A 21817-nucleotide genomic window follows, 5' to 3' on the forward strand; every position below is an offset into this window, starting at 1 on the left:
CGATCCCCGCGACCGGGCGACCGCCACCACCAGAATCCCAGCCATTCGGCCATGAACCCGGTGCGCTGGCTCCATCACCTATCGGAGGAACTCCGTGGCACAAGATGTGCTCACCGACCTGAACAAGGTCCGCAACATCGGCATCATGGCCCACATCGATGCCGGCAAGACCACCACCACCGAGCGCATCCTGTTCTACACGGGTATCACGCACAAGATCGGCGAGGTCCACGACGGCGCCGCGACGATGGACTGGATGGCGCAGGAGCAGGAGCGCGGCATCACGATCACGTCCGCCGCGACGACCTGCTTCTGGAACAAGAACCAGATCAACATCATCGACACCCCCGGTCACGTCGACTTCACGGTCGAGGTCGAGCGCTCGCTCCGCGTCCTCGACGGCGCCGTCGCCGTCTTCGACGGCAAGGAGGGCGTCGAGCCCCAGTCCGAGACCGTCTGGCGTCAGGCCGACAAGTACGACGTCCCGCGCATCTGCTTCGTCAACAAGATGGACAAGCTCGGCGCCGACTTCTACTACACGGTCGACACGATCATCAAGCGCCTCGGCGCGAAGCCGCTGGTCATCCAGCTGCCCATCGGCGCGGAGTCCTCTTTCGAGGGCGTCGTCGACCTGGTCGAGATGCGCGCGCTCACGTGGCGCGGCGACTCGAAGGGCGACGTCGCGCTCGGCGCGAAGTACGAGATCGAGGAGATCCCGGCCGACCTCGCCGACAAGGCGGCGGAGTACCGCGAGAAGCTCCTCGAGACCGTCGCGGAGACCTCCGACGAGCTGCTCGAGAAGTACTTCGGCGGCGAGGAGCTCACCGTCGCGGAGATCAAGGGCGCCATCCGCAAGATGACCGTCAACTCCGAGATCTACCCGGTGCTCTGCGGCTCGGCGTTCAAGAACCGCGGCGTCCAGCCGATGCTCGACGCTGTCGTGGACTACCTCCCCTCCCCGCTCGACGTCCCCGCCATCGAGGCGCACGACGTCCGCGACGAGGAGAAGGTCATCATGCGCCACGCGGACTCGACCGAGCCCTTCTCGGCGCTCGCGTTCAAGGTCGCCGTGCACCCGTTCTTCGGCCGCCTGACCTACGTCCGCGTCTACTCGGGCAAGCTCGACTCCGGCGCCCAGGTCATCAACTCGACCAAGGGCAAGAAGGAGCGCATCGGCAAGATCTTCCAGATGCACTCCAACAAGGAGAACCCGGTCGACTCGGTCACCGCCGGCCACATCTACGCCGTCATCGGCCTCAAGGACACCACCACCGGTGACACCCTGAGCGACCCGGCCGCGCAGGTCGTGCTCGAGTCGATGACCTTCCCGGAGCCCGTCATCGAGGTCGCCATCGAGCCCAAGACGAAGGCGGACCAGGAGAAGCTCGGCACCGCGATCCAGAAGCTCGCGGAGGAGGACCCCACCTTCCGCACCGAGCAGAACCAGGAGACCGGTCAGACGGTCATCAAGGGAATGGGCGAGCTGCACCTCGACATCCTGGTCGACCGCATGAAGCGCGAGTTCAACGTCGAGGCCAACGTGGGCAAGCCCCAGGTCGCGTACCGCGAGACGATCCGCCGCACGGTCGAGAAGTACGACTACACCCACAAGAAGCAGACGGGTGGCTCCGGCCAGTTCGCGAAGGTCCAGATCACCATCGAGCCGATGGAGGTCGAGGCCGACAAGACCTACGAGTTCGTCAACGGCGTCACCGGTGGCCGCGTCCCGCGCGAGTACATCCCCTCCGTCGACGCGGGCATCCGCGACGCCATGCAGGTCGGCGTGCTCGCCGGCTACCCCATGGTCGGCGTGAAGGCGACCCTGGTCGACGGAGCGGCGCACGACGTCGACTCCTCCGAGATGGCGTTCAAGATCGCCGGCTCGATCGCGTTCAAGGAGGCCTCGCGCAAGGCGCAGCCGGTCCTCCTCGAGCCGCTCATGGCCGTCGAGGTCCGTACTCCCGAGGAGTACATGGGCGACGTCATCGGCGACATCAACTCGCGTCGCGGGATGATCCAGTCGATGGAGGACGCCACCGGCATCAAGGTCATCCGGGCCAACGTCCCGCTGTCCGAGATGTTCGGCTACATCGGAGACCTGCGCTCGAAGACCTCGGGCCGCGCCGTCTACTCGATGACGTTCGAGACCTACGCCGAGGTCCCCAAGGCCGTGGCCGAGGAGATCGTCCAGAAGAACAAGGGCGAGTAGCTCCGCCCCTGGGCCGTCGCCGTTCCCCGGAACGGCGGCGGCCTGGTAGTGTCGTGCGGGTTTGCTGCCGAGTGCAGCGCGCCCCCTGTCGCAGCGGGACGGCCGCACGACCACTGCCGGTAACATACGTACACAAAACCCCCGCAAGTCCTCCTGTCCTCGTGCCGCCCCGTGCGGCCGCCCGGATGCGGATGCTTGCACCTAAGTCCTGAGGAGGACCCACAGTGGCTAAGGCCAAGTTCGAGCGGACCAAGCCGCACGTCAACATCGGAACCATCGGTCACGTCGACCACGGAAAGACCACGCTCACCGCGGCGATCTCGAAGGTTCTGGCGGACAAGTTCCCGTCCGCGACCAACGTCCAGCGTGACTTCGCGTCGATCGACTCCGCTCCCGAGGAGCGCCAGCGCGGCATCACGATCAACATCTCGCACGTCGAGTACGAGACGCCGAAGCGCCACTACGCGCACGTCGACGCCCCGGGTCACGCCGACTACATCAAGAACATGATCACCGGCGCGGCCCAGATGGACGGCGCGATCCTCGTGGTCGCCGCCACCGACGGCCCGATGGCTCAGACCCGTGAGCACGTCCTCCTCGCCAAGCAGGTCGGCGTCCCCTACCTCCTCGTCGCGCTGAACAAGGCCGACATGGTGGACGACGAGGAGATCCTGGAGCTCGTCGAGCTCGAGGTCCGCGAGCTCCTCTCGTCGCAGGGCTTCCCCGGCGACGACGCCCCCGTCGTGCGCGTCTCCGGCCTCAAGGCCCTCGAGGGCGACGACACCTGGACCCAGTCGATCCTCGACCTGATGGACGCGGTCGACGAGTCCATCCCGGACCCGGTGCGCGACAAGGACAAGCCGTTCCTCATGCCGATCGAGGACGTCTTCACGATCACCGGTCGTGGAACCGTCGTCACCGGCCGTGCGGAGCGTGGAACCCTCGCTCTGAACTCCGAGGTCGAGATCGTCGGCATTCGCCCGACGCAGAAGACCACGGTCACCGGAATCGAGATGTTCCACAAGCAGCTCGACGAGGCCTGGGCCGGCGAGAACTGCGGTCTGCTCCTCCGCGGCACCAAGCGCGAGGACGTCGAGCGCGGCCAGGTCGTCGTCAAGCCGGGTTCGGTCACGCCGCACACGGACTTCGAGGGCACCGCGTACATCCTGTCCAAGGATGAGGGTGGGCGTCACAACCCGTTCTACGCGAACTACCGTCCGCAGTTCTACTTCCGCACCACCGACGTCACCGGCGTCATCACGCTGCCCGAGGGCACCGAGATGGTCATGCCCGGCGACACCACCGACATGACGGTCGCGCTGATCCAGCCGATCGCCATGGAGGAGGGCCTCGGCTTCGCCATCCGTGAGGGTGGACGCACCGTGGGTGCCGGTACGGTCACCAAGATCATCAAGTAGGTCCGTCCTACTGATCTCTCGAGAGGGGTCGTCCGCTTCGGCGGGCGGCCCCTCTCGTCGTTCCCGGGGACGCCCGGCTAGCGTGGCGGCATGCCCTTCGTGAAGAGCGACCCCCGTGCCCTCCCGCAGTTCTTCGAGTGGGAGGCGGCCGGCCTGGACTGGCTGCGCGAGGCGGACGGCGGTGCGCGCTGTGTCGGGGTGGAGAGGGTGTCGCCCGGGCGCATCGAGCTGGAGGAGATCCGCTCCGCGCGACCCTCCGCCGAGTCGGCTCGGGCCTTCGGCGCCGCGCTCGCCCGGACGCACGACGCCGGAGCCGCGGCGTTCGGAGCGCCGCCCCCGGGATGGACCGGCCCCGCGTACATCGGCCGCCGCGGGATGCCGTGCCGCCCGGACGACTCGTGGGGGCGCTTCTACGCGGAGCAGCGGGTGCGGCCGTTCCTCGGCCCTGCCGTGGAGGCGGGCAACCTCACGGCAGCCGAGTCGCGGCTCGTCGAGCAGGCTCTGGACCGGGTGGCGGCCGGAGCCTTCGACGATGGTGCGGGGCCCGCCAGGATCCACGGGGACCTCTGGACCGGCAACGTGCTCTGGTCGGCGGACGGCGCCGTCCTGATCGACCCCGCCGCTCACGGGGGCCACCGCGAGACCGATCTCGCGATGCTGGCACTCTTCGGCGCTCCGCACCTCGACGCCGTCCTTGAGGGCTACCGCGAGCAGCATCCGCTGGAAGCCGGCTACGAGGAGCGGGTGCCGCTCCACCAGCTGCACCCGCTCGCCGTCCACGCCGCCGGTCACGGTCCGTCCTACGGCCGCGCCCTGGCCGACGCGGCGGAGCGGGTGATCGCACTGGCCGGCTGACCGGCGCGCCCGCACCGTTCCCCCAGCCGGGAGCGCCACACTGAGGCACGCGCCGCCCTGTGCGCGTTTACAAGGAGGCATCATCGTGGATCTCGGGAAACTCGGACGCCAGGCCGGCGAACTGCTCAACAGCCGGAAGGCCCAGGACGCGTTGCGGAGCGAGAAGGCCGAGCAGGTCTCCGACCAGACCCTCGAGAAGGCGGGCGAGATCGCCAGCCGCCTCACCAACGGCAAGTACGACGACCGCATCGAGGACCTGAAGCGCCAGGCCGACAAGCGGATCGGCAACGAGTAGCGGCTGCCGTCCGACTGCTCCTCCCCGCCGTCAAGCGGGTGCGGGCCTCGGATCCGCCGTCCTATCGTCGGGTCGATGGCTGACACTCGCGCGCAACGACTCCGCAGGACCGATTCGAGCGGGCGCGGCTACACCCGGGTGCGCGCGGGCTCCGGCTTCAGCTACCGCGACCCGAAGGGCGCGACCGTCGCCGACAAGGAGCTGCGCGCGCGCTTCGACCGTCTCGGCATCCCGCCGGCCTGGACGGACGTCTGGATCGCCCCGTACCCCAACGGGCACATCCAGGCCACCGGCGTTGACTCCGCCGGCCGCCGCCAGTACATCTACCATCCGACCTGGCGCGAGCAGAAGGACCGGATCAAGTTCGACCGGGCGCTGCGGCTCGCGGAGGCCCTGCCCGGGGCGCGCCGAGCCGTGACCATCGCCCTCCGCTCGGACGGACCCAGCCGTGAGCGCGCGCTGGCCACCGCCTTCCGGATGCTCGACACCGGATCGCTCCGCGTCGGCAGCGAGAGGTACGCGAAGGAGCACGGCAGCATCGGCCTCTCGACGCTCCTGTGCGCGCACGCCACGACCCACGGGGACCGGGTCGCCCTCGCCTTCCCCGGGAAGAGCCATCAGGCGTGGACGAGCGAGATCCTCGACCACGACCTCTCGCGCGTCGTCCGTGCTCTCAAGCGTCGCGGGCCGAACGCCCGCCTGCTCGCCTGGAAGGACGGGCGGGAGTGGCGGCCGATCTCGGCGCCCGAGATCAACGACTACGTGCGCGAGCGCGCCGGCGACGACTTCACGGCGAAGGACTTCCGCACTCTGCACGGCACGGTCGCGGCCGCGCTGAGCCTGGCGAAGTCGGGCCCGCAGGCCACACAGCGCGCTCGGAACTCCGCGATCGCCCAGGCGATGCGCGACGCCTCGGACGTGCTCGGGAACACGCCGACGGTCGCCCGCGCCAGCTACGTCGACCCGCGGCTTCTGGACCACTTCCGCGCCGGCGAGACCATCGACGCGTCGCGCCCCGCGTCGGCCGAGACCGCCGTCCGGGCGCTGCTCTTCGAGTAGCGGGGGAGGCCCTCCGGCCCGCGCTGCTGCTCGGAGCGACCGGCTCCCAGGGGCCGTCACGACGTGCTCGCGAAGGAGCCCTCCGGCGCGACACGCCCGGGTTGCAGGGGTGGGGCATCTGTGGGAGACTCTTCTAGTTCAAAATTTCCTCTCGGGCGGCGTGCTGCTCGGAGGGGGACACTGCCAGGCAGTGCCGAGACGGCATCGCGGAGGCTCGACCCGAGAGGGCGGCCACGCGGATGCGACGTCGAGGCGGCGGGTAGCAGAACGACAACAACCGACATCTCAACGGTCTCTCCGTGCGTCGTGCGTTCTGCACGCCGATCGGAGCGCCCCCAGGGGTGCGGTGCTTTTGACAGAAGAACACTGGTTGCACTTTTCCGGGTCACCGGAGTTCCTTCGCGAGCGCGTCCAATGCGAGACGAGTCCGGCTCCGGCCGGGGGAGTCGCGTACGACGCAATAACAAGAGAGTGAGAGATCACACATGGCGGGACAGAAGATCCGCATCCGACTGAAGTCGTACGACCACGAGGTCATCGACACGTCGGCGCGCAAGATCGTCGACACGGTCACCCGTGCCGGTGCAACGGTGGTCGGCCCCGTGCCGCTGCCGACCGAGAAGAACGTGGTCTGCGTGATCCGTTCTCCCCACAAGTACAAGGACAGCCGCGAGCACTTCGAGATGCGCACCCACAAGCGCCTCATCGACATCATCGACCCGACGCCCAAGGCCGTCGACTCGCTCATGCGCCTCGACCTGCCGGCCGACGTCAACATCGAGATCAAGCTCTAAGGAGGAGTGCCACCATGTCTGTCACTGTTTCCCCCACGCTGAAGACCAGCAAGGGCCTCCTCGGCACCAAGCTCGGAATGACCCAGGTCTGGGACGAGAACAACAAGCTCGTGCCGGTCACCGTCATCGAGATCAGCCCCAACGTCGTGACCCAGGTCCGCACGGAGGAGAAGGACGGCTACACCGCCGTCCAGCTCGCCGCCGGTGCGATCGACCCGCGCAAGGTGAACAAGCCCGCCGCCGGTCACTTCGACGCCGCGGGCGTCACCCCCCGCCGCCACCTCACCGAGGTCCGCACCTCCGACGCCGCCGACTACTCGGCAGGCCAGGAGCTGACCGTGGACGCCGTCTTCGAGGCCGGCACCAAGGTCGACGTCGTCGGCACCAGCAAGGGCAAGGGCTTCGCCGGCGTCATGAAGCGTCACAACTTCAAGGGCGTCTCGGCTTCGCACGGTTCGCACCGCAACCACCGCAAGCCCGGCTCCATCGGCGCCTCCTCGACCCCCAGCCGTGTCTTCAAGGGCATGCGCATGGCCGGTCGCATGGGTGGCGAGCGCGTCACCGTGCTCAACCTCAAGGTGCACTCCGTCGACGCCGAGAAGGGCCTGCTGCTCGTCAAGGGCGCCGTCCCCGGTGCCCGCGGTCGCCTCGTGTTCGTTCGCAACGCCGTGAAGGGAGCGTAGTTCCATGGCTACCTCTGTCGACATCATCGACGTCAAGGGCCAGAAGGCGGGCTCGGTCGAGCTCCCCGCCGCGCTCTTCGACGTCCAGACCAACATCCCCCTCATCCACCAGGTCGTCGTGGCCCAGCTCGCCGCGGCGCGCCAGGGAACCCACAAGACGAAGAACCGCGGTGAGGTCTCCGGAGCCGGTCGCAAGCCGTTCAAGCAGAAGGGAACCGGTCGCGCTCGTCAGGGCTCGATCCGCGCCCCGCACATGACCGGCGGTGGCGTGGTCCACGGACCGACCCCCCGCAGCTACGCGCAGCGTACCCCCAAGAAGATGATCGCCGCGGCTCTGCTCGGCGCTCTCTCGGACCGCGCCCGCGGTGCCCGCATCCACGTGGTCGAGTCCCTCGCCCTCGGCGACACCCCCCGGACCAAGGACGTCCTCGTCCTGCTCGACGCCCTCTCGGTGTCGCGCAACGTCCTCGTGGTGCTCGAGCGCGACGACTACATCGCCGAGCTCTCGCTCCGCAACGTGCCGTTCGTGCACATCCTGCCGGCCGACCAGCTCAACGCGTACGACGTGCTCGTCTCCGACGACATCGTGTTCTCGAAGGGCGCGCTCGACGCGTTCATCGCGGCCAAGTCGGGCGTCGAGTCCAACAAGGAAGAGGTGAACGCATGAGCCAGTCCGCCGCGTTCAACAAGGACCCCCGCGACGTCATCATCTCCCCGGTGGTCTCGGAGAAGTCCTACGGCCTGATCGACGAGGGCAAGTACACCTTCGTGGTCGACCCGCGTTCGAACAAGACCGAGATCAAGCTCGCCATCGAGAAGATCTTCGGCGTCGAGGTCGCGTCGATCAACACGCTGAACCGCCAGGGCAAGACCCGCCGCACGAAGTTCGGCACCGGCAAGCGCAAGGACACCAAGCGCGCGATCGTCACGCTGAAGTCCGGCTCCATCGACATCTTCACGAGCGTCGGCTGAGCCGAAGAAGCGTAGAGGAAACAGACAATGGCTATTCGTAAGTACAAGCCCACGACCCCCGGTCGCCGCGGCTCCAGCGTTGCCGACTTCGCCGAGATCACCCGCTCGACGCCCGAGAAGTCGCTCCTGCGCCCGCTGTCCAAGACCGGTGGCCGCAACAACTCCGGCCGCATCACGACGCGTCACATCGGTGGTGGCCACAAGCGCCAGTACCGTCTGATCGACTTCCGTCGCAACGACAAGGACGGCGTCAACGCCAAGGTCGCTCACATCGAGTACGACCCCAACCGCACGGCGCGCATCGCGCTGCTCCACTTCGTGGACGGCACCAAGCGCTACATCCTGGCCCCGAACAAGCTCTCGCAGGGCGACGTCGTGGAGTCGGGCGCCGGCGCCGACATCAAGCCCGGCAACAACCTGCCGCTGCGCAACATCCCGACCGGTACGGTCATCCACGCCATCGAGATCAAGCCGGGAGGCGGCGCCAAGCTCGCCCGCTCGGCCGGCACCTCGGTCCGCCTCGTCGCCAAGGACGGCCCCTACGCGCAGCTCCGCCTGCCGTCGGGCGAGATCCGCAACGTCGACGCGCGCTGCCGCGCCACGATCGGCGAGGTCGGCAACGCCGAGCAGTCGAACATCAACTGGGGCAAGGCCGGCCGCATGCGCTGGAAGGGCGTCCGCCCGACCGTCCGCGGTGTCGCGATGAACCCGGTCGACCACCCGCACGGTGGTGGAGAGGGCAAGACCTCCGGTGGACGCCACCCGGTCAGCCCGTGGGGTCAGTCCGAGGGACGCACCCGTCGCCCCAACAAGGAGAGCGACAAGCTCATCGTTCGCCGCCGCACCGCCGGTAAGAAGCGCAAGTAGGAGTTGTAGAAGATGCCTCGCAGTCTCAAGAAGGGCCCCTTCGTTGACGACCACCTGCTCCGCAAGGTGTTCACGGCCAACGAAGCCGGCAACAAGAACGTCATCAAGACCTGGTCGCGCCGTTCGATGATCATCCCGGCGATGCTGGGTCACACCATCGCGGTCCACGACGGTCGCAAGCACATCCCCGTGTTCGTGACCGAGACCATGGTCGGCCACAAGCTCGGCGAGTTCGCCCCCACTCGGACCTTCCGCGGTCACGAGAAGGACGACAAGAAGGGCCGTCGCCGCTGACGCGGCGACGAGAAGGAGGAGAGAAATGGTGGAGTCGATCGCACGCGTGCGACACATCCGCGTCACCCCCCAGAAGGCTCGCCGTGTCGTGAACCTGATCCGCGGGAAGCAGGCTCAGGAGGCACTGGCCATCCTGAAGTTCGCGCCGCAGGGTGCGTCCGAGCCCGTCTACAAGCTCGTCGCCTCGGCGATGGCCAACGCTCGCGTCAAGGCCGATGCCTCGAACGAGTACCTCGACGACCAGGACCTGATCGTGTCCCGCGCCTTCGTCGATGAGGGAACCACCCTCAAGCGATTCCAGCCCCGTGCTCAGGGTCGTGCCTTCCGCATCAACAAGCGCACCAGCCACATCACCGTCGTGCTGGCCACTCCTGAGGAGGGGACCAAGTAATGGGTCAGAAAGTAAACCCCTACGGTTTCCGTCTGGGAATCACCACCGACCACGTGTCGCGCTGGTTCTCCGACAGCACCAAGAAGGGCCAGCGGTACAGCGACTACCTCGCCGAGGACGTCAAGATCCGCCGACTCCTCGCCACGCAGCTCGACCGTGCGGGCGTCGCCCGCATCGAGATCGAGCGCACCCGTGACCGCGTCCGCGTCGACATCCACACCGCCCGCCCGGGCATCGTGATCGGCCGCCGCGGCGCCGAGGCCGAGCGCATCCGCGCCGACCTCGAGAAGCTCACGGGCAAGCAGATCCAGCTGAACATCCTCGAGGTCAAGAACCCCGAGGCCGAGGCTCAGCTGGTCGCCCAGGGCATCGCCGAGCAGCTCTCCGCCCGCGTGGCCTTCCGCCGCGCGATGCGCAAGGGCCTGCAGGGCGCTCAGCGCGCCGGCGCCAAGGGCGTCCGCATCCAGGTCTCCGGCCGCCTCGGCGGCGCCGAGATGAGCCGCTCGGAGTTCTACCGCGAGGGACGCGTGCCGCTGCACACCCTCCGCGCGAACATCGACTACGGCTTCTACGAGGCGAAGACCACCTTCGGCCGCATCGGCGTGAAGGTCTGGATCTACAAGGGCGACATCACCAACAAGGAGCTCGCCCGCGAGCAGGCGAACAGCAAGTCGTCGCGCCCCGAGCGCAGCGACCGTCCGCGCCGTGCACCCCGCCAGCAGAGCGAGGCGCCCGTCGCAGCAGGAGTTGAGGCATAACCATGTTGATTCCGCGTCGAGTCAAGCACCGCAAGCAGCACCACCCGGGCCGGTCCGGCCAGGCCACCGGTGGCACCAAGGTGTCGTTCGGTGAGTTCGGCATCCAGGCCCTCACCCCCGCCTACGTGACCAACCGTCAGATCGAGTCCGCTCGTATCGCGATGACGCGTCACATCAAGCGCGGCGGAAAGGTGTGGATCAACATCTACCCCGACCGTCCGCTCACCAAGAAGCCCGCCGAGACCCGCATGGGTTCCGGTAAGGGCTCGCCGGAGTGGTGGGTCGCGAACGTCAAGCCGGGTCGCGTCCTCTTCGAGGTCGCCGGCGTCGACGAGCAGCTCGCTCGTGAGGCCATGACCCGTGCCATCCACAAGCTGCCCCTCAAGGCACGCATCATCAAGCGCGAGGAGGGAGACGCGTAATGGCGATCGGATCCAAGGAGCTCGCCCCCGCCGAGCTCGACACCTACGAGGACGAGCGTCTCGTCACCGAGCTGAAGAAGGCCAAGGAGGAGCTGTTCAACCTCCGCTTCCAGTCGGCCACCGGTCAGCTGGACACCAACGGCCGCCTGCGTGCCGTCAAGCGCGACATCGCCCGCATTTACACGGTCATCCGTGAGCGCGAGCTGGGCATCCGCGCCACCCCCGCACCCGTCGAGGCCCCGGCCAAGGCGGAGAAGAAGCCCAAGACCAAGAAGGCCGCCAAGGCCGAGGTCGAGGCGACCGAGTCGAACGAGGAGGCCAAGTAATGGCAACCGTCAATGACAGCGCCGGCCACGAGTCGGCCGCCCACGACGTGAAGGAGGCGGGCGCTCGCGGATACCGCAAGACCCGTCGCGGCTACGTCACCAGCGACAAGATGGACAAGACCATCGTCGTCGAGGTCGAGGACCGGGTGAAGCACCCGCTGTACGGCAAGGTCATCCGCCGTACGTCCAAGGTCAAGGTCCACGACGAGCTGAACTCCGCCGGCATCGGCGACTCCGTCGTCATCAGCGAGACCCGTCCCCTCAGCGCCACCAAGCGCTGGCGCCTGGTCGAGATCCTCGAGAAGGCCAAGTAGGCCGCGGCCTACTTGAGTTAGCAGGAGAGACACATGCTTCAGCAAGAATCCCGAGTCAAGGTCGCCGACAACACCGGCGCCAAGATGCTCCTCACCATCCGCGTCCTCGGAGGCTCCGGCCGCCGCTACGCGGGCCTCGGTGACATCATCGTCGCCACCGTCAAGGACGCGATCCCCGGTGGCAACGTGAAGAAGGGCGACGTGGTCAAGGCCGTCATCGTCCGCACCATCAAGCAGACCCGTCGCGCCGACGGCTCGTACATCAAGTTCGACGAGAACGCCGCCGTCATCCTCAAGAACGACGGGGACCCCCGTGGCACCCGCATCTTCGGACCGGTCGGTCGCGAGCTCCGCGACAAGAAGTTCATGAAGATCGTCTCGCTGGCACCGGAGGTTATCTAGTCATGGCCAAGATCAAGAAGGGTGACCTCGTCCAGGTCATCTCGGGCGCTACCCAGGCCCGCGGTGGAGACCGCGGCAAGCAGGGCAAGGTCCTCGAGGTGCTGGTCGAGCGCAACCGCGTCGTCGTCGAGGGCGTGAACTTCGTCAAGAAGCACGTCCGCGTCGGCCAGACGCAGCGCGGCTCGAGGGAGGGCGGCATCGAGACCGTCGAGGCCTCGATCCACATCTCCAACGTCGCGCTCGTCGACCCGAAGACCAAGAAGCCGACCCGGGTCGGCCACCGCAACGTGGCCGTCACCAAGGACGGCGTGACCAAGACCGTTCGCGTGCGCTACGCGAAGGCGTCGGGTGAGGAACTGTAATGACTGACACCACCGCAGTGGCTGCGAAGGTTCAGCCGCGGCTCAAGGCCAAGTACCAGGCCGACATCATCCCCGCTCTCAAGGAGCAGTTCGGCTTCGGCAACGTCCACCAGGTCCCCGGCCTGGTCAAGGTCGTCGTCAACACCGGTGTCGGTGAGGCCGCCCGCGACGGCAAGATCATCGACGGCGCGGTCAAGGACCTCACCGCCATCACCGGTCAGAAGCCGCAGGTCACCAAGGCCCGCAAGTCCATCGCGCAGTTCAAGCTGCGCGAGGGTCAGGCCATCGGCGCTCACGTCACCCTCCGGGGCGACCGCGCCTGGGAGTTCCTGGACCGCCTGCTCTCGGTGGCGCTGCCCCGCATCCGCGACTTCCGCGGTCTGTCGGACCGCCAGTTCGACGGCAACGGCAACTACACCTTCGGCATCACGGAGCAGTCGATCTTCCACGAGATCGACCAGGACCGCATCGACCGCGTCCGCGGCTTCGACGTGACCGTCGTGACCACCGCCAAGACCGACGACGAGGGTCGCGCGCTGCTCAAGCAGCTCGGCTTCCCGTTCAAGTCGTCGGACAACGCGTAAGCAGCAAGCCTCGAGGCCGGGGGACGGTGAGAACCGCCCTCCGGCCTCGTCGTGCGTCCGCCGCCGGACCGGTCCGTCCGGAGCCGGCGGCGGGCGCCACGCGGGATCCCCGGATCCCGTGCACGATCGGCCCTCGACCGCAGGACCTCCGCCATGTAGCATGGCTCGTTGGCCTGCGTTCGCGCGGCCGCATGGGCGTCGACGTCGTCGGCGCCGTCCCACACCACAGGTCGTCACTCTTGTAAAGGGTGCCGAAACCAGGCGAGAAAGGCACCATCAGCCATGACCATGACTGATCCGGTCGCAGATCTGCTGACCAGAATCCGTAACGCGAACTCCGCGCACCACGACTCCATCACCCTCCCGGGCTCGAAGCTCAAGGCGAACATCGCCGAGATCCTCAAGACCGAGGGCTACATCGCCGACTGGAAGGTCGAGGAGGCGCGCGTCGGCACGACGCTCTCCATCTCCCTCAAGTACGGCCCGAACCGCGAGCGCTCGATCGCCGGCATCAAGCGGGTCTCGAAGCCCGGACTCCGCGTGTACGCGAAGTCGGCCGAGATCCCCACCGTGCTCGGCGGCCTCGGCGTCGCCATCCTGTCCACCTCGAGCGGTCTCCTGACCGACCGCCAGGCCGAGAAGAAGGGCGTGGGTGGGGAAGTCCTCGCCTACGTGTGGTAACCCCTCATGTCGCGTATTGGAAGACTCCCCATCGAGATCCCGGCGGGCGTCGACGTCTCCGTCGCCGGATCCGCTGTGACCGTCAAGGGCCCCAAGGGCGAGCTGACCGTCTCGGTCGCCAGCCCCATCCAGGTGTCCGTCGAGAACGGCCAGGTGCTGGTCTCGCGTCCCGATGACGAGCGCGAGTCGCGCTCGCTCCACGGCCTCACCCGCACGCTCATCGCGAACGACATCATCGGTGTCACGCAGGGCTACTCCAAGGGCCTCGAGGTCGTCGGAACCGGTTACCGCGTGCTGGCGAAGGGCTCGGACATCGAGTTCGCGCTCGGCTTCTCGCACCCGGTCGTCGTCACCCCGCCCGCGGGCATCTCGTTCACGGTCGAGGGCAACAACAAGCTCACCGTGCACGGCATCTCGAAGCAGGCCGTCGGTGAGGTGGCCGCCAACATTCGTAAGATCCGCAAGCCCGAGCCCTACAAGGGCAAGGGCGTGCGCTACGCCGGCGAGGTCGTTCGCCGCAAGGCCGGAAAGAGCGGTAAGTGATCATGGGACTCGGAACCAGAGGAAAGAGCAAGTCCGCTGCGCGCGGTCGTCGTCACGACCGTCTGCGCAAGAAGGTCGTCGGATCCGCCGAGCGCCCCCGCCTCGTCGTCAACCGCTCGGCCCGCCACGTCTTCGTGCAGGTCGTCGACGACGCTCAGGGCCGCACCCTCGCGTCGGCGTCGACCCTCGAGGCCGACCTGCGCGTGTTCGACGGCGACAAGACCGCCAAGGCCCGCAAGGTCGGCGAGCTCGTCGCCGAGCGCGCCAAGAACGCCGGTGTCGAGGCGGTCGTCTTCGACCGCGGAGGCAACAAGTACGCCGGTCGCGTCGCCGCGATCGCCGATGGAGCACGAGAGGCAGGGCTCAACCTGTGAGCGCCGCAGAGAACAAGGAACCCGAGGTCGCCGCTGTGTCGGAGGCCCCCGTCGAGACCGCTGCGTCCACGCAGCCGCAGCAGGAGGCTCGTGAGCCCCGCCGCGGCGGCCGCGACCGCAACCAGGGTGGCCGCGACCGCGGTGGCCGTGACGCCGAGAAGAGCCAGTTCCTCGAGCGCGTCGTGACCATCAACCGCGTGTCGAAGGTCGTCAAGGGCGGCCGTCGCTTCAGCTTCACCGCGCTCGTGGTCGTCGGAGACGGCAACGGACTGGTGGGCGTCGGCTACGGCAAGGCCCGCGAGGTCCCGACCGCCATCTCCAAGGGCGTCGAGGAGGCGAAGAAGAACTTCTTCCGCGTCCCCCGCGTCGCCTCGACCATCCCGCACCCCGTCCAGGGTGAGGCCGCCGCCGGTGTGGTGCTCCTGCGCCCCGCCGCCGCGGGTACCGGTGTCATCGCCGGCGGTCCCGTCCGCGCCGTCCTCGAGTGCGCCGGCATCCACGACGTCCTGAGCAAGTCGCTCGGCTCGTCGAACACCATCAACATCGTCCACGCGACCGTCGAGGCTCTGAAGCAGCTCGAGGAGCCGCGCGCCGTCGCCGCTCGTCGTGGTCTCGACTTCGACCAGGTCGCGCCGGCACGTCTCGTCCGTGCCGAGGCCGACGCCCTCGCCGCTGCGTCCAACGCGAAGGCAGGTGCCTGATGGCCCAGCTCAAGGTGACCCAGATCAAGTCGAAGGTCAGCGAGAAGCAGTACCAGCGCGACACGCTGCGCTCGCTCGGCCTCAGGAAGATCGGTCAGAGCGTCGTCCGCGAGGACAACGCCCAGAACCGCGGATACGTGAAGACCGTCGCCCACCTGGTGAAGGTCGAGGAGATTGACTAATGGCTGAGACGAAGAAGGCCGCCGCCGCGGAGTCCACGACTCCCGCGCAGGCGACCACCACGAAGGGCGCGGCGGCGCCGGCGACCAAGGAGCACGTGCTCAAGGTCCACCACCTCCGCCCCGCTGCCGGAGCCAAGAAGGCCAAGACCCGCGTGGGTCGCGGTGAGGGCTCCAAGGGAAAGACCGCCGGTCGCGGCACCAAGGGCACCAAGGCCCGCTACCAGGTGCGCGTCGGCTTCGAGGGTGGGCAGATGCCGCTGCACATGCGCACCCCGAAGCTGCGCGGCTTCAAGAACCCGTTCCGGGTCGAGTACCAGGTCGTGAACCTGTCCGCTCTCGCGGAGCTCTACCCCCAGGGCGGCGACGTCACCATCGGCGACCTGGTCGCCAAGGGTGCTGTCCGCAAGAACGAGAAGGTCAAAGTCCTCGGGGACGGCGACATTGCGGTTAAGCTGAACGTCGCGGTCGACAAGGTCTCCAGCTCTGCCGAGCAGAAGATCGTCGCTGCGGGCGGATCCATCAAGTAGCACCAGCAGCTTGTCGGTCGAGCTTGTCACGCCGACTCCCTCCGGGAGCGCGTGGCAAGCTCGACCTGTATCCCGCACCACAGAATTGAGCAGGAGACCTTAGGTAGTGTTTGGCGCCATTGCGCGGATCTTCCGCACCCCCGACCTCCGCCGCAAGATCGGCTTCACCCTCGCGATCGTGGCGATCTTCCGGCTGGGATCCTTCATCCCTGCTCCGTTCGTCGACTTCAGCGCCGTGCAGGCCTGTCTCGCCGGCAACCAGGGCACCTCGGGTCTCTACGAGCTCGTGAACCTCTTCAGTGGTGGAGCACTCCTCCAGCTGTCGATCTTCGCGCTCGGGATCATGCCGTACATCACGGCGTCGATCATCGTGCAGCTGCTGCGCGTGGTCATCCCTCACTTCGAGACGCTGTACAAGGAGGGGCAGTCCGGTCAGGGCAAGCTCACCCAGTACACGCGGTACCTCACCATCGCGCTCGGCGTCCTCCAGTCGACGACGCTGATCACCGTCGCCCGCTCGGGCGCCCTCTTCGGCAACTCCGGTGTCCCGGAGTGCTCGGCGCTCATCATCACCGACGAGTGGTACTCCATCCTCCTCATGGTCATCACCATGACCGCGGGCACCGGGATCATCATGTGGATGGGCGAGCTCATCACCGAGCGCGGCATCGGCAACGGCATGTCGCTGCTGATCTTCACCTCGATCGCCGCCCAGTTCCCCACCTCCCTGTGGTCGATCGCGCAGTCGCGCGGCTTCGAGACCTTCCTCCTCGTCCTCGGCGTGGGCCTCGTGCTCGTGGTCGCCGTGGTCTTCGTGGAGCAGTCGCAGCGGCGGATCCCCGTGCAGTACGCCAAGCGGATGGTCGGCCGCCGCACCTACGGCGGCAACAACACCTACATCCCGATCAAGGTCAACATGGCCGGCGTCGTGCCCGTCATCTTCGCCTCGTCGCTGCTGTACCTGCCCGCGCTCATCGCGCAGTTCAACCAGCCCGCCGCTGGCCAGGAGGCCCCGGTCTGGGTCACCTGGATCACGAACTACCTCACCAAGGGCGATCACCCGCTCTACATGGCGCTGTACTTCCTCCTGATCGTGGGCTTCACCTACTTCTACGTCGCGATCACCTTCAACCCGGACGAGGTCGCCGACAACATGAAGCGCTACGGCGGCTTCATCCCCGGCATCCGCGCCGGCCGCCCGACCGCCGAGTACCTCAACTACGTGCTCACCCGGGTGACGCTGCCCGGATCGGTCTACCTCGGCCTCATCGCGCTCGTGCCCCTCGTGGCCCTCGCGCTGGTCGGTGCGAACCAGAACTTCCCCTTCGGCGGCACGTCCATCCTGATCATCGTCGGAGTCGGCCTGGAGACGGTGAAGCAGATCGACTCCCAGCTGCAGCAGCGCCACTACGAAGGACTCCTCCGATGACGTCGCACCCGATCGGCTTCCGTCTCCTGCTGATCGGCCCTCCCGGCGCAGGCAAGGGGACCCAGGCCGCTCGGCTGAGCGACATCCTCCGGGTGCCCGCCATCTCGACCGGGGACATCTTCCGCGCGAACGTCGCCAACGAGACCGAGCTCGGTCTCCAGGCGAAGGCCTACCTCGACAACGGGCGCTACGTGCCGGACGAGCTGACCAACGCGATCGTGCACGACCGCCTCCAGGAGGCGGACGCGTCGACCGGGTTCCTGCTCGACGGCTACCCGCGCACCACGGAGCAGGTCGACGAGCTCGACCGCATCCTCGCCGCGGACGACAACCGGCTCGACGCGGTCGTCCAGCTGACGGCCGATCCCGACGAGGTCGTCGGCCGCCTGCTCAAGCGCTCGCTCGAGCAGGGGCGCAGCGACGACACCGAGGACGTCATCCGGCGCCGACTCGCGCTCTACGAGGAGCAGACCGCTCCGCTCATCGACGTCTACGCGGCCCGCGGGCTCGTGGTCGTGGTCGACGGCCTCGGGCCGGTCGACGAGGTGACCGAGCGGATCGTCGTCGCCCTCGAGGGCCACCGCGTGGGCCGCCTCGACACCCCGGCCGCCTGAGCCGTGGCGTTCCGCTCCTCGCTCTACAAGACGCCCGCGCAGCTGCGGTCGATGCTCGCTCCGGGCCTCGCCACGGCCGCCTCGCTCGACGCGGTCCGCGCGGCGGTCCGCCCGGGCGTCACCACGCTCGAGCTCGACGCGATCGCCGAGGCGGCGATCGTCGCGCTCGGCGGCCACTCGAACTTCCAGCTCGTCCCGGGCTACCGGCACACGATCTGCGCCTCGGTCAACGACGAGGTGGTCCACGGCATCCCCGGCGGGCGCGTGCTCGAGCCGGGCGACCTGGTCTCCATCGACAGCGGCGCCGAGATCGACGGCTGGAACGGCGACTCCGCGATGACGGTGGTCCTGCCCGATCCCTCCCGCCCGGAGGAGGTCGCGGCACGCGCCGAGCTCTCGCGGGTGACCGAGGGATCCCTGTGGCGGGGGATCGCCGCCCTCGCCTCCGCCCGCCATCTCAACGAGGTCGGCGCGGCGATCGAGGAGTACATCGAGGACGAGGCCGAGCGCTCGGGCCGCGTCTACGGCATCCTCACCGACTACATCGGCCACGGCATCGGGCGCACCATGCACGAGGCTCCGCCGGTCTTCAACTACCGGGTGCGCCAGCGCGGCCCCGAGGTGAAGCCGGGACTCGTCGTCGCGATCGAGCCGATGGTCACCGCGGGCAGCGCCGAGACCTTCGTCCGCGAGGACGAGTGGACGGTCGCGACCGAGGACAGCAGCATGGCCGCCCACTGGGAGCACTCCGTCGCCGTGCACCACGACGGCATCTGGGTCACCACGCTCGCCGACGGCGGCGCGGCCGGCCTCGCCCCCTACGGGATCGTGCCGACGCCCTTCGCCTAGAGGCCCCAACGCGGAGCTCCTCCGATCCGATGCGGAGGAGGCTCCTCGTGGCCTCTCGCGCCCGGCGGGGGTCCGTCGGGCGCCCACGAAGCGCGGGAGCGGGAGGACGACAGCGCCCTCCGGCTCCACCCGGAGTGCGGGTGTCGGCTAGCTGTCGATCACCCGCACCAGCTCCTCGATGAAGCCGCCGAAGTCCGTGGAGCGCCGGATGAGGCGCTGCACCTCCGCCCGGTCGGCGAACACCTCGACGAACTGGTCGAACACCGACTGGAAGGTGCTGCGGCCGGCCGAGGCGAACGCGATCATCGCGATCACGTTCACCCGCTGCTCGCCCCACTCCATCGCGGTGTCGTTCACGACGATCGCGATGGAGGTGCGGCGGGCGCTCATCGCCATCGCGTGCGGGACCGCGAGGTTGTCGGTGAACGCCGTGGAGCTCATCCGCTCGCGCTCGATGGCGCCGTCGACGTAGTCCTCGTCGATGATGCCGCCGGCGATCATCCGCTCGCCCAGCATCCGGATCATCGCAGCCTCGTCGCGCGCGTGCACGTTGCGGAAGAACAGCTCCTCGTCGAAGAACTGCAGCAGCTCGTCCTTGATCTGCGCGCGGCGGCGGTGCCGGCGGACGCGGGCGATGGCGCGGCGCACCGTCTCGACGTCGTGGTCGGTGAGGAACGGCTGCACCACCACGACGTCGTCTGACGCGGGGCGCTCGTCGATCGTGGTGATCACGAGGTCGGCGGTGAGCCGGTCCCAGTCGACGTCGCTCCGCGTGATCAGCGAGCGCACCTCCACCTCGGTGCCGAGCGAGCGCTCGACGCGCAGGCGCAGCATGTGCGCGAGGTCGTAGTAGTTGGGGCAGACGATCACGCAGGACAGACGCTCCTCCCGCCGGGACACCCGCTCGAGGAAGGAGCCGACGTGGAGGGCGATGTAGGCGATCTCGTCCTCGTTGACCACGACGCCCCGCCGGCGCTGCAGCCCGCTCGCCAGGAACACCGCGATCTCGTAGGTCATCGGGTAGCTGGTCTTGATCGAGCGGGTGAGCGGGTTGCGGGAGTAGCCGCCCTCGGCGGCCCGGGCGATCAGGTTCCGCACGTGCAGGGCGAGGCGGACGATGAAGCCCTCGTCGTCGAGGTCGACCAGGTACTCGCGGTTGACGTCGGCGACGAGCTCGCGGACGACGGCGAGATCCTCCGGGTCGAGGTAGTTCTCGACCACGGCGGCGACGGGCTCGTTCTGTCCGGGCGTCGCCACCCGCGTCGTCATCAGGATCGCGAGCTGGGCGAGCTCGGCGTCGGTCAGGCGCGTCGCGAAGTGCCGCTCCACCAGCTCTGCCAGCAGGGCCGCGAGCTCGCCGTGGATCGCGGGGGAGGGGCGGGAGCCGGAGGGGTCCCCGATGCCCCGGGCGACGCGGTCGACGGCGATCGCGATGTGGAGGAGGACGCTGTTCACGCCGTAGTCGTTGATGTAGTAGCCGCGGGTCTCGAGCTCGGCCAGCAGCTCGGTCTTGAAGGCGCCGAGGCCGGGGGAGGCGAACTCGCGCTGGACGTCGTCGAGCGTGAAGACGCCCTGCGCGCTCTCGTCGCGGAACATCCGCGAGATCAGGCGGCGGCGGGCCTCCTCGCTGCCCTCGAGGCGCACCGACGGGCCGCGCCGGACCAGCCCGAGGCCGGCCTCGTCGGCGAGGGCCTTCACCCGGCGCAGATCGGCGTCGACGGTCGACTCGCTCACCGACAGCGCGTCGGCGAGGGCGAAGACGTCCAGGCCCTCGTCGGAGTCGACCAGGCGGCGGACGATGCTGTACAGCCGGTCACGCGGTGTGTCGGGCTCGACGTCGCGGCTGCGCTGCGCCTCCAGGTAGGCCGCGTACGCCTCGCGCGCGAGCCGGTAGCCGTTCGCGGAGGACTCGACCGGCTCCAGCGGGGCGGCCTGCGCCTTCACCGCGGTGACGTAGCTCCGGACGCTGCGGGTGGTGACTCCGAGCCTGTCGGCGAGCTCGTGCGCCGTCACCCAGCCGTCGGCGCGGGAGAGGTACTCCAGCAGTCGTTCGCGGTTGTCAGGCATCAGGCTCCAGGCGTGCGGTCGGGGCGGGCGCCGGGAGCGCCACGACCCTGCCGCGGGCCCGCAGGACGCGGGCGGCGAGTCGTACGTCCCGTCAGTCAATCACCCCGGCGACGCGCCCGGGAGCCCCCGCGCCGCGGGTGGAAGGGGCCGTCTTCCGCCCCCGCGGAAGATTGTCTGCTGGAGGGTGCCGCCCCTCCGAGGGGATGCTTGGATGAATCACGACCCGGACGCGAGGAGGCGAACGAGGTGCGGAAGATCCTGATCGTCTGCGGTGCAGGCGCGTCGAGCACGTTCCTGGCCCACCGGCTGCGAGCGGGCGCGAAGGAGCGCGGCATGGATGCCGTGTTCCGCTCCGAGACCCTCACCGGTCTCGACCACTCCCTCCCCGAGGCCGACGTCCTCCTCGTGGGGCCGCACCTCGAGTCGCAGTTCGACGGACTCCGCCACCGTGCGGAGCTCGTGGGAGCCGCGGCCGCCCTCCTCCCGCCCGATGTCTTCGGAGCGCACGGTGCCGATGCCGTGCTCGAGACCCTGCCCGTCCTCTTCGCCGCTCGCGCGGTCGTCGCAGGCGCGGACGGGGACTCCTCCACCCGCCCGGTCCGTCCGGGCGAGCCCGACTCCGGGCACCACTGATGCAGTCGCGACTGCAGGATCAAGGAGAAACGTTCATGGTCGAGCGCACCGTGCAGGTTGCATCGTCGAAGGGCCTCCACGCCCGCCCCGCCTCGCTCTTCAGCCAGGCCGCGGCGAAGTCGGGTCAGAAGGTCCTCGTCGCCAAGGGCGACGCGACCCCGGTCAACGCCGCGTCGATCCTCGGGATCATCTCGCTCGGCATCGAGCACGGC

The 21817-nt window shown here is 68.5% G+C and carries 31 protein-coding genes; 30 read left to right on the top strand and 1 reads right to left on the bottom strand.

Annotated features, from left to right (window positions below; translation table 11 throughout):
* Positions 1 to 94 precede the first annotated feature (94 nt).
* The 28 genes from fusA to map all read left to right on the top strand — a co-directional run bounded on the left by fusA (position 95) and on the right by map (position 18905).
* A complete protein-coding gene (gene fusA / locus C5C54_RS12510) occupies positions 95 to 2209 on the top strand; it encodes an elongation factor G (protein ID WP_104224571.1) in 2115 nt (704 codons plus the stop codon).
* 224 nt (positions 2210 to 2433) lie between these two features.
* Complete coding sequence (gene tuf, locus C5C54_RS12515; RefSeq protein WP_104224570.1) at positions 2434 to 3627, top strand: elongation factor Tu; 1194 nt, start codon at positions 2434 to 2436, stop codon at positions 3625 to 3627.
* A gap of 90 nt (positions 3628 to 3717) precedes the next feature.
* Positions 3718 to 4482, top strand: a complete 765-nt coding sequence (locus tag C5C54_RS12520; RefSeq protein WP_104260913.1) for a fructosamine kinase family protein — start codon at positions 3718 to 3720, stop codon at positions 4480 to 4482.
* Positions 4483 to 4567: 85 nt separating this feature from the next.
* Positions 4568 to 4777, top strand: a complete 210-nt coding sequence (locus C5C54_RS12525; protein ID WP_159939075.1) for an antitoxin — start codon at positions 4568 to 4570, stop codon at positions 4775 to 4777.
* Between the two features lie 75 nt (positions 4778 to 4852).
* On the top strand, positions 4853 to 5836 hold the full coding sequence (locus tag C5C54_RS12530) for a DNA topoisomerase IB (RefSeq protein ID WP_104247600.1): 984 nt from the start codon (positions 4853 to 4855) through the stop codon (positions 5834 to 5836).
* A 485-nt stretch (positions 5837 to 6321) separates the two neighbouring features.
* A complete protein-coding gene (rpsJ, locus tag C5C54_RS12535; protein ID WP_005050520.1) occupies positions 6322 to 6630 on the top strand; it encodes a 30S ribosomal protein S10 in 309 nt (102 codons plus the stop codon).
* A 14-nt stretch (positions 6631 to 6644) separates the two neighbouring features.
* Entirely contained in the window at positions 6645 to 7313 is a 669-nt protein-coding gene (gene rplC, locus C5C54_RS12540) for a 50S ribosomal protein L3 (protein ID WP_104224566.1), read from the top strand.
* Positions 7314 to 7317: 4 nt separating this feature from the next.
* The gene (gene rplD, locus C5C54_RS12545; RefSeq protein WP_104224565.1) at positions 7318 to 7980 is read left to right on the top strand and encodes a 50S ribosomal protein L4; all 663 of its coding nucleotides are present in this window, start codon (positions 7318 to 7320) and stop codon (positions 7978 to 7980) included.
* Positions 7977 to 8285, top strand: coding sequence for a 50S ribosomal protein L23 (rplW, locus tag C5C54_RS12550; RefSeq protein ID WP_068209445.1), 309 nt, complete (start codon positions 7977 to 7979; stop codon positions 8283 to 8285). The genes rplD and rplW overlap by 4 nt, the downstream gene beginning before the upstream one ends.
* Positions 8286 to 8312: 27 nt before the next feature.
* Positions 8313 to 9152 (top strand): 50S ribosomal protein L2, encoded by an 840-nt coding sequence (gene rplB, locus C5C54_RS12555; RefSeq protein ID WP_068251462.1) that lies wholly within the window; start codon positions 8313 to 8315, stop codon positions 9150 to 9152.
* A 12-nt stretch (positions 9153 to 9164) separates the two neighbouring features.
* The gene (gene rpsS, locus C5C54_RS12560; RefSeq protein ID WP_055787078.1) at positions 9165 to 9446 is read left to right on the top strand and encodes a 30S ribosomal protein S19; all 282 of its coding nucleotides are present in this window, start codon (positions 9165 to 9167) and stop codon (positions 9444 to 9446) included.
* A 25-nt stretch (positions 9447 to 9471) separates the two neighbouring features.
* A complete protein-coding gene (gene rplV, locus C5C54_RS12565; protein WP_077221988.1) occupies positions 9472 to 9837 on the top strand; it encodes a 50S ribosomal protein L22 in 366 nt (121 codons plus the stop codon).
* Complete coding sequence (gene rpsC / locus C5C54_RS12570) at positions 9837 to 10595, top strand: 30S ribosomal protein S3 (RefSeq protein ID WP_068209439.1); 759 nt, start codon at positions 9837 to 9839, stop codon at positions 10593 to 10595. The genes rplV and rpsC overlap by 1 nt, the downstream gene beginning before the upstream one ends.
* Positions 10596 to 10597: 2 nt before the next feature.
* Entirely contained in the window at positions 10598 to 11017 is a 420-nt protein-coding gene (gene rplP, locus C5C54_RS12575) for a 50S ribosomal protein L16 (protein ID WP_068209436.1), read from the top strand.
* Positions 11017 to 11343 carry a 50S ribosomal protein L29 gene (gene rpmC / locus C5C54_RS12580; RefSeq protein ID WP_104224564.1) on the top strand — a complete coding sequence of 109 codons (327 nt, stop codon included), beginning with the start codon at positions 11017 to 11019 and terminating at the stop codon, positions 11341 to 11343. The genes rplP and rpmC overlap by 1 nt, the downstream gene beginning before the upstream one ends.
* A complete protein-coding gene (gene rpsQ, locus C5C54_RS12585) occupies positions 11343 to 11657 on the top strand; it encodes a 30S ribosomal protein S17 (RefSeq protein ID WP_104224563.1) in 315 nt (104 codons plus the stop codon). Before rpmC ends, rpsQ begins: the two co-directional genes overlap by 1 nt.
* Before the next feature lie 33 nt (positions 11658 to 11690).
* Complete coding sequence (gene rplN, locus C5C54_RS12590; RefSeq protein WP_104224562.1) at positions 11691 to 12059, top strand: 50S ribosomal protein L14; 369 nt, start codon at positions 11691 to 11693, stop codon at positions 12057 to 12059.
* 2 nt (positions 12060 to 12061) lie between these two features.
* Positions 12062 to 12421: a 50S ribosomal protein L24 gene (gene rplX, locus C5C54_RS12595; RefSeq protein ID WP_104288469.1), complete on the top strand. Its 360-nt coding sequence runs from the start codon at positions 12062 to 12064 to the stop codon at positions 12419 to 12421.
* Positions 12421 to 13005 (top strand): 50S ribosomal protein L5, encoded by a 585-nt coding sequence (gene rplE, locus C5C54_RS12600; RefSeq protein ID WP_068209425.1) that lies wholly within the window; start codon positions 12421 to 12423, stop codon positions 13003 to 13005. The genes rplX and rplE overlap by 1 nt, the downstream gene beginning before the upstream one ends.
* A 282-nt stretch (positions 13006 to 13287) precedes the next feature.
* Positions 13288 to 13686: a 30S ribosomal protein S8 gene (gene rpsH / locus C5C54_RS12605; protein ID WP_068209423.1), complete on the top strand. Its 399-nt coding sequence runs from the start codon at positions 13288 to 13290 to the stop codon at positions 13684 to 13686.
* A gap of 6 nt (positions 13687 to 13692) precedes the next feature.
* Positions 13693 to 14229 carry a 50S ribosomal protein L6 gene (gene rplF, locus C5C54_RS12610; RefSeq protein ID WP_104224560.1) on the top strand — a complete coding sequence of 179 codons (537 nt, stop codon included), beginning with the start codon at positions 13693 to 13695 and terminating at the stop codon, positions 14227 to 14229.
* Positions 14230 to 14231: 2 nt separating this feature from the next.
* Positions 14232 to 14603 (top strand): 50S ribosomal protein L18, encoded by a 372-nt coding sequence (gene rplR / locus C5C54_RS12615; protein WP_056037296.1) that lies wholly within the window; start codon positions 14232 to 14234, stop codon positions 14601 to 14603.
* The gene (gene rpsE / locus C5C54_RS12620; protein WP_104224559.1) at positions 14600 to 15304 is read left to right on the top strand and encodes a 30S ribosomal protein S5; all 705 of its coding nucleotides are present in this window, start codon (positions 14600 to 14602) and stop codon (positions 15302 to 15304) included. The genes rplR and rpsE overlap by 4 nt, the downstream gene beginning before the upstream one ends.
* Positions 15304 to 15486: a 50S ribosomal protein L30 gene (gene rpmD, locus C5C54_RS12625; protein ID WP_181024623.1), complete on the top strand. Its 183-nt coding sequence runs from the start codon at positions 15304 to 15306 to the stop codon at positions 15484 to 15486. Before rpsE ends, rpmD begins: the two co-directional genes overlap by 1 nt.
* Positions 15486 to 16013 (top strand): 50S ribosomal protein L15, encoded by a 528-nt coding sequence (gene rplO, locus C5C54_RS12630; RefSeq protein WP_104226755.1) that lies wholly within the window; start codon positions 15486 to 15488, stop codon positions 16011 to 16013. Before rpmD ends, rplO begins: the two co-directional genes overlap by 1 nt.
* Before the next feature lie 106 nt (positions 16014 to 16119).
* On the top strand, positions 16120 to 17442 hold the full coding sequence (gene secY / locus C5C54_RS12635; protein ID WP_104288470.1) for a preprotein translocase subunit SecY: 1323 nt from the start codon (positions 16120 to 16122) through the stop codon (positions 17440 to 17442).
* Positions 17439 to 18056, top strand: a complete 618-nt coding sequence (locus tag C5C54_RS12640; protein ID WP_181028829.1) for an adenylate kinase — start codon at positions 17439 to 17441, stop codon at positions 18054 to 18056. Before secY ends, C5C54_RS12640 begins: the two co-directional genes overlap by 4 nt.
* 3 nt (positions 18057 to 18059) lie before the next feature.
* Positions 18060 to 18905, top strand: coding sequence for a type I methionyl aminopeptidase (map, locus tag C5C54_RS12645; protein ID WP_104226753.1), 846 nt, complete (start codon positions 18060 to 18062; stop codon positions 18903 to 18905).
* A 147-nt stretch (positions 18906 to 19052) separates the two neighbouring features.
* On the opposite strand, the gene C5C54_RS12650 is transcribed toward map, so the two are convergent.
* Positions 19053 to 20972 (bottom strand): BglG family transcription antiterminator, encoded by a 1920-nt coding sequence (locus C5C54_RS12650; protein WP_104260916.1) that lies wholly within the window; start codon positions 20970 to 20972, stop codon positions 19053 to 19055.
* 207 nt (positions 20973 to 21179) lie between these two features.
* Here C5C54_RS12650 and C5C54_RS12655 point away from each other — a divergent pair, with 207 nt between their 5' ends.
* Together C5C54_RS12655 and C5C54_RS12660 are read left to right on the top strand one after the other, a co-directional pair.
* The gene (locus tag C5C54_RS12655) at positions 21180 to 21605 is read left to right on the top strand and encodes a PTS sugar transporter subunit IIB (RefSeq protein WP_181065531.1); all 426 of its coding nucleotides are present in this window, start codon (positions 21180 to 21182) and stop codon (positions 21603 to 21605) included.
* 35 nt (positions 21606 to 21640) lie between these two features.
* Positions 21641 to 21817, top strand: a 177-nt coding sequence (locus C5C54_RS12660) for an HPr family phosphocarrier protein (RefSeq protein ID WP_104255706.1), incomplete at its 3' end; no start/stop codon positions are given.

It is taken from the genome of Rathayibacter sp. AY1F2 (assembly GCF_002930885.1).
GTDB lineage: Bacteria > Actinomycetota > Actinomycetes > Actinomycetales > Microbacteriaceae > Rathayibacter.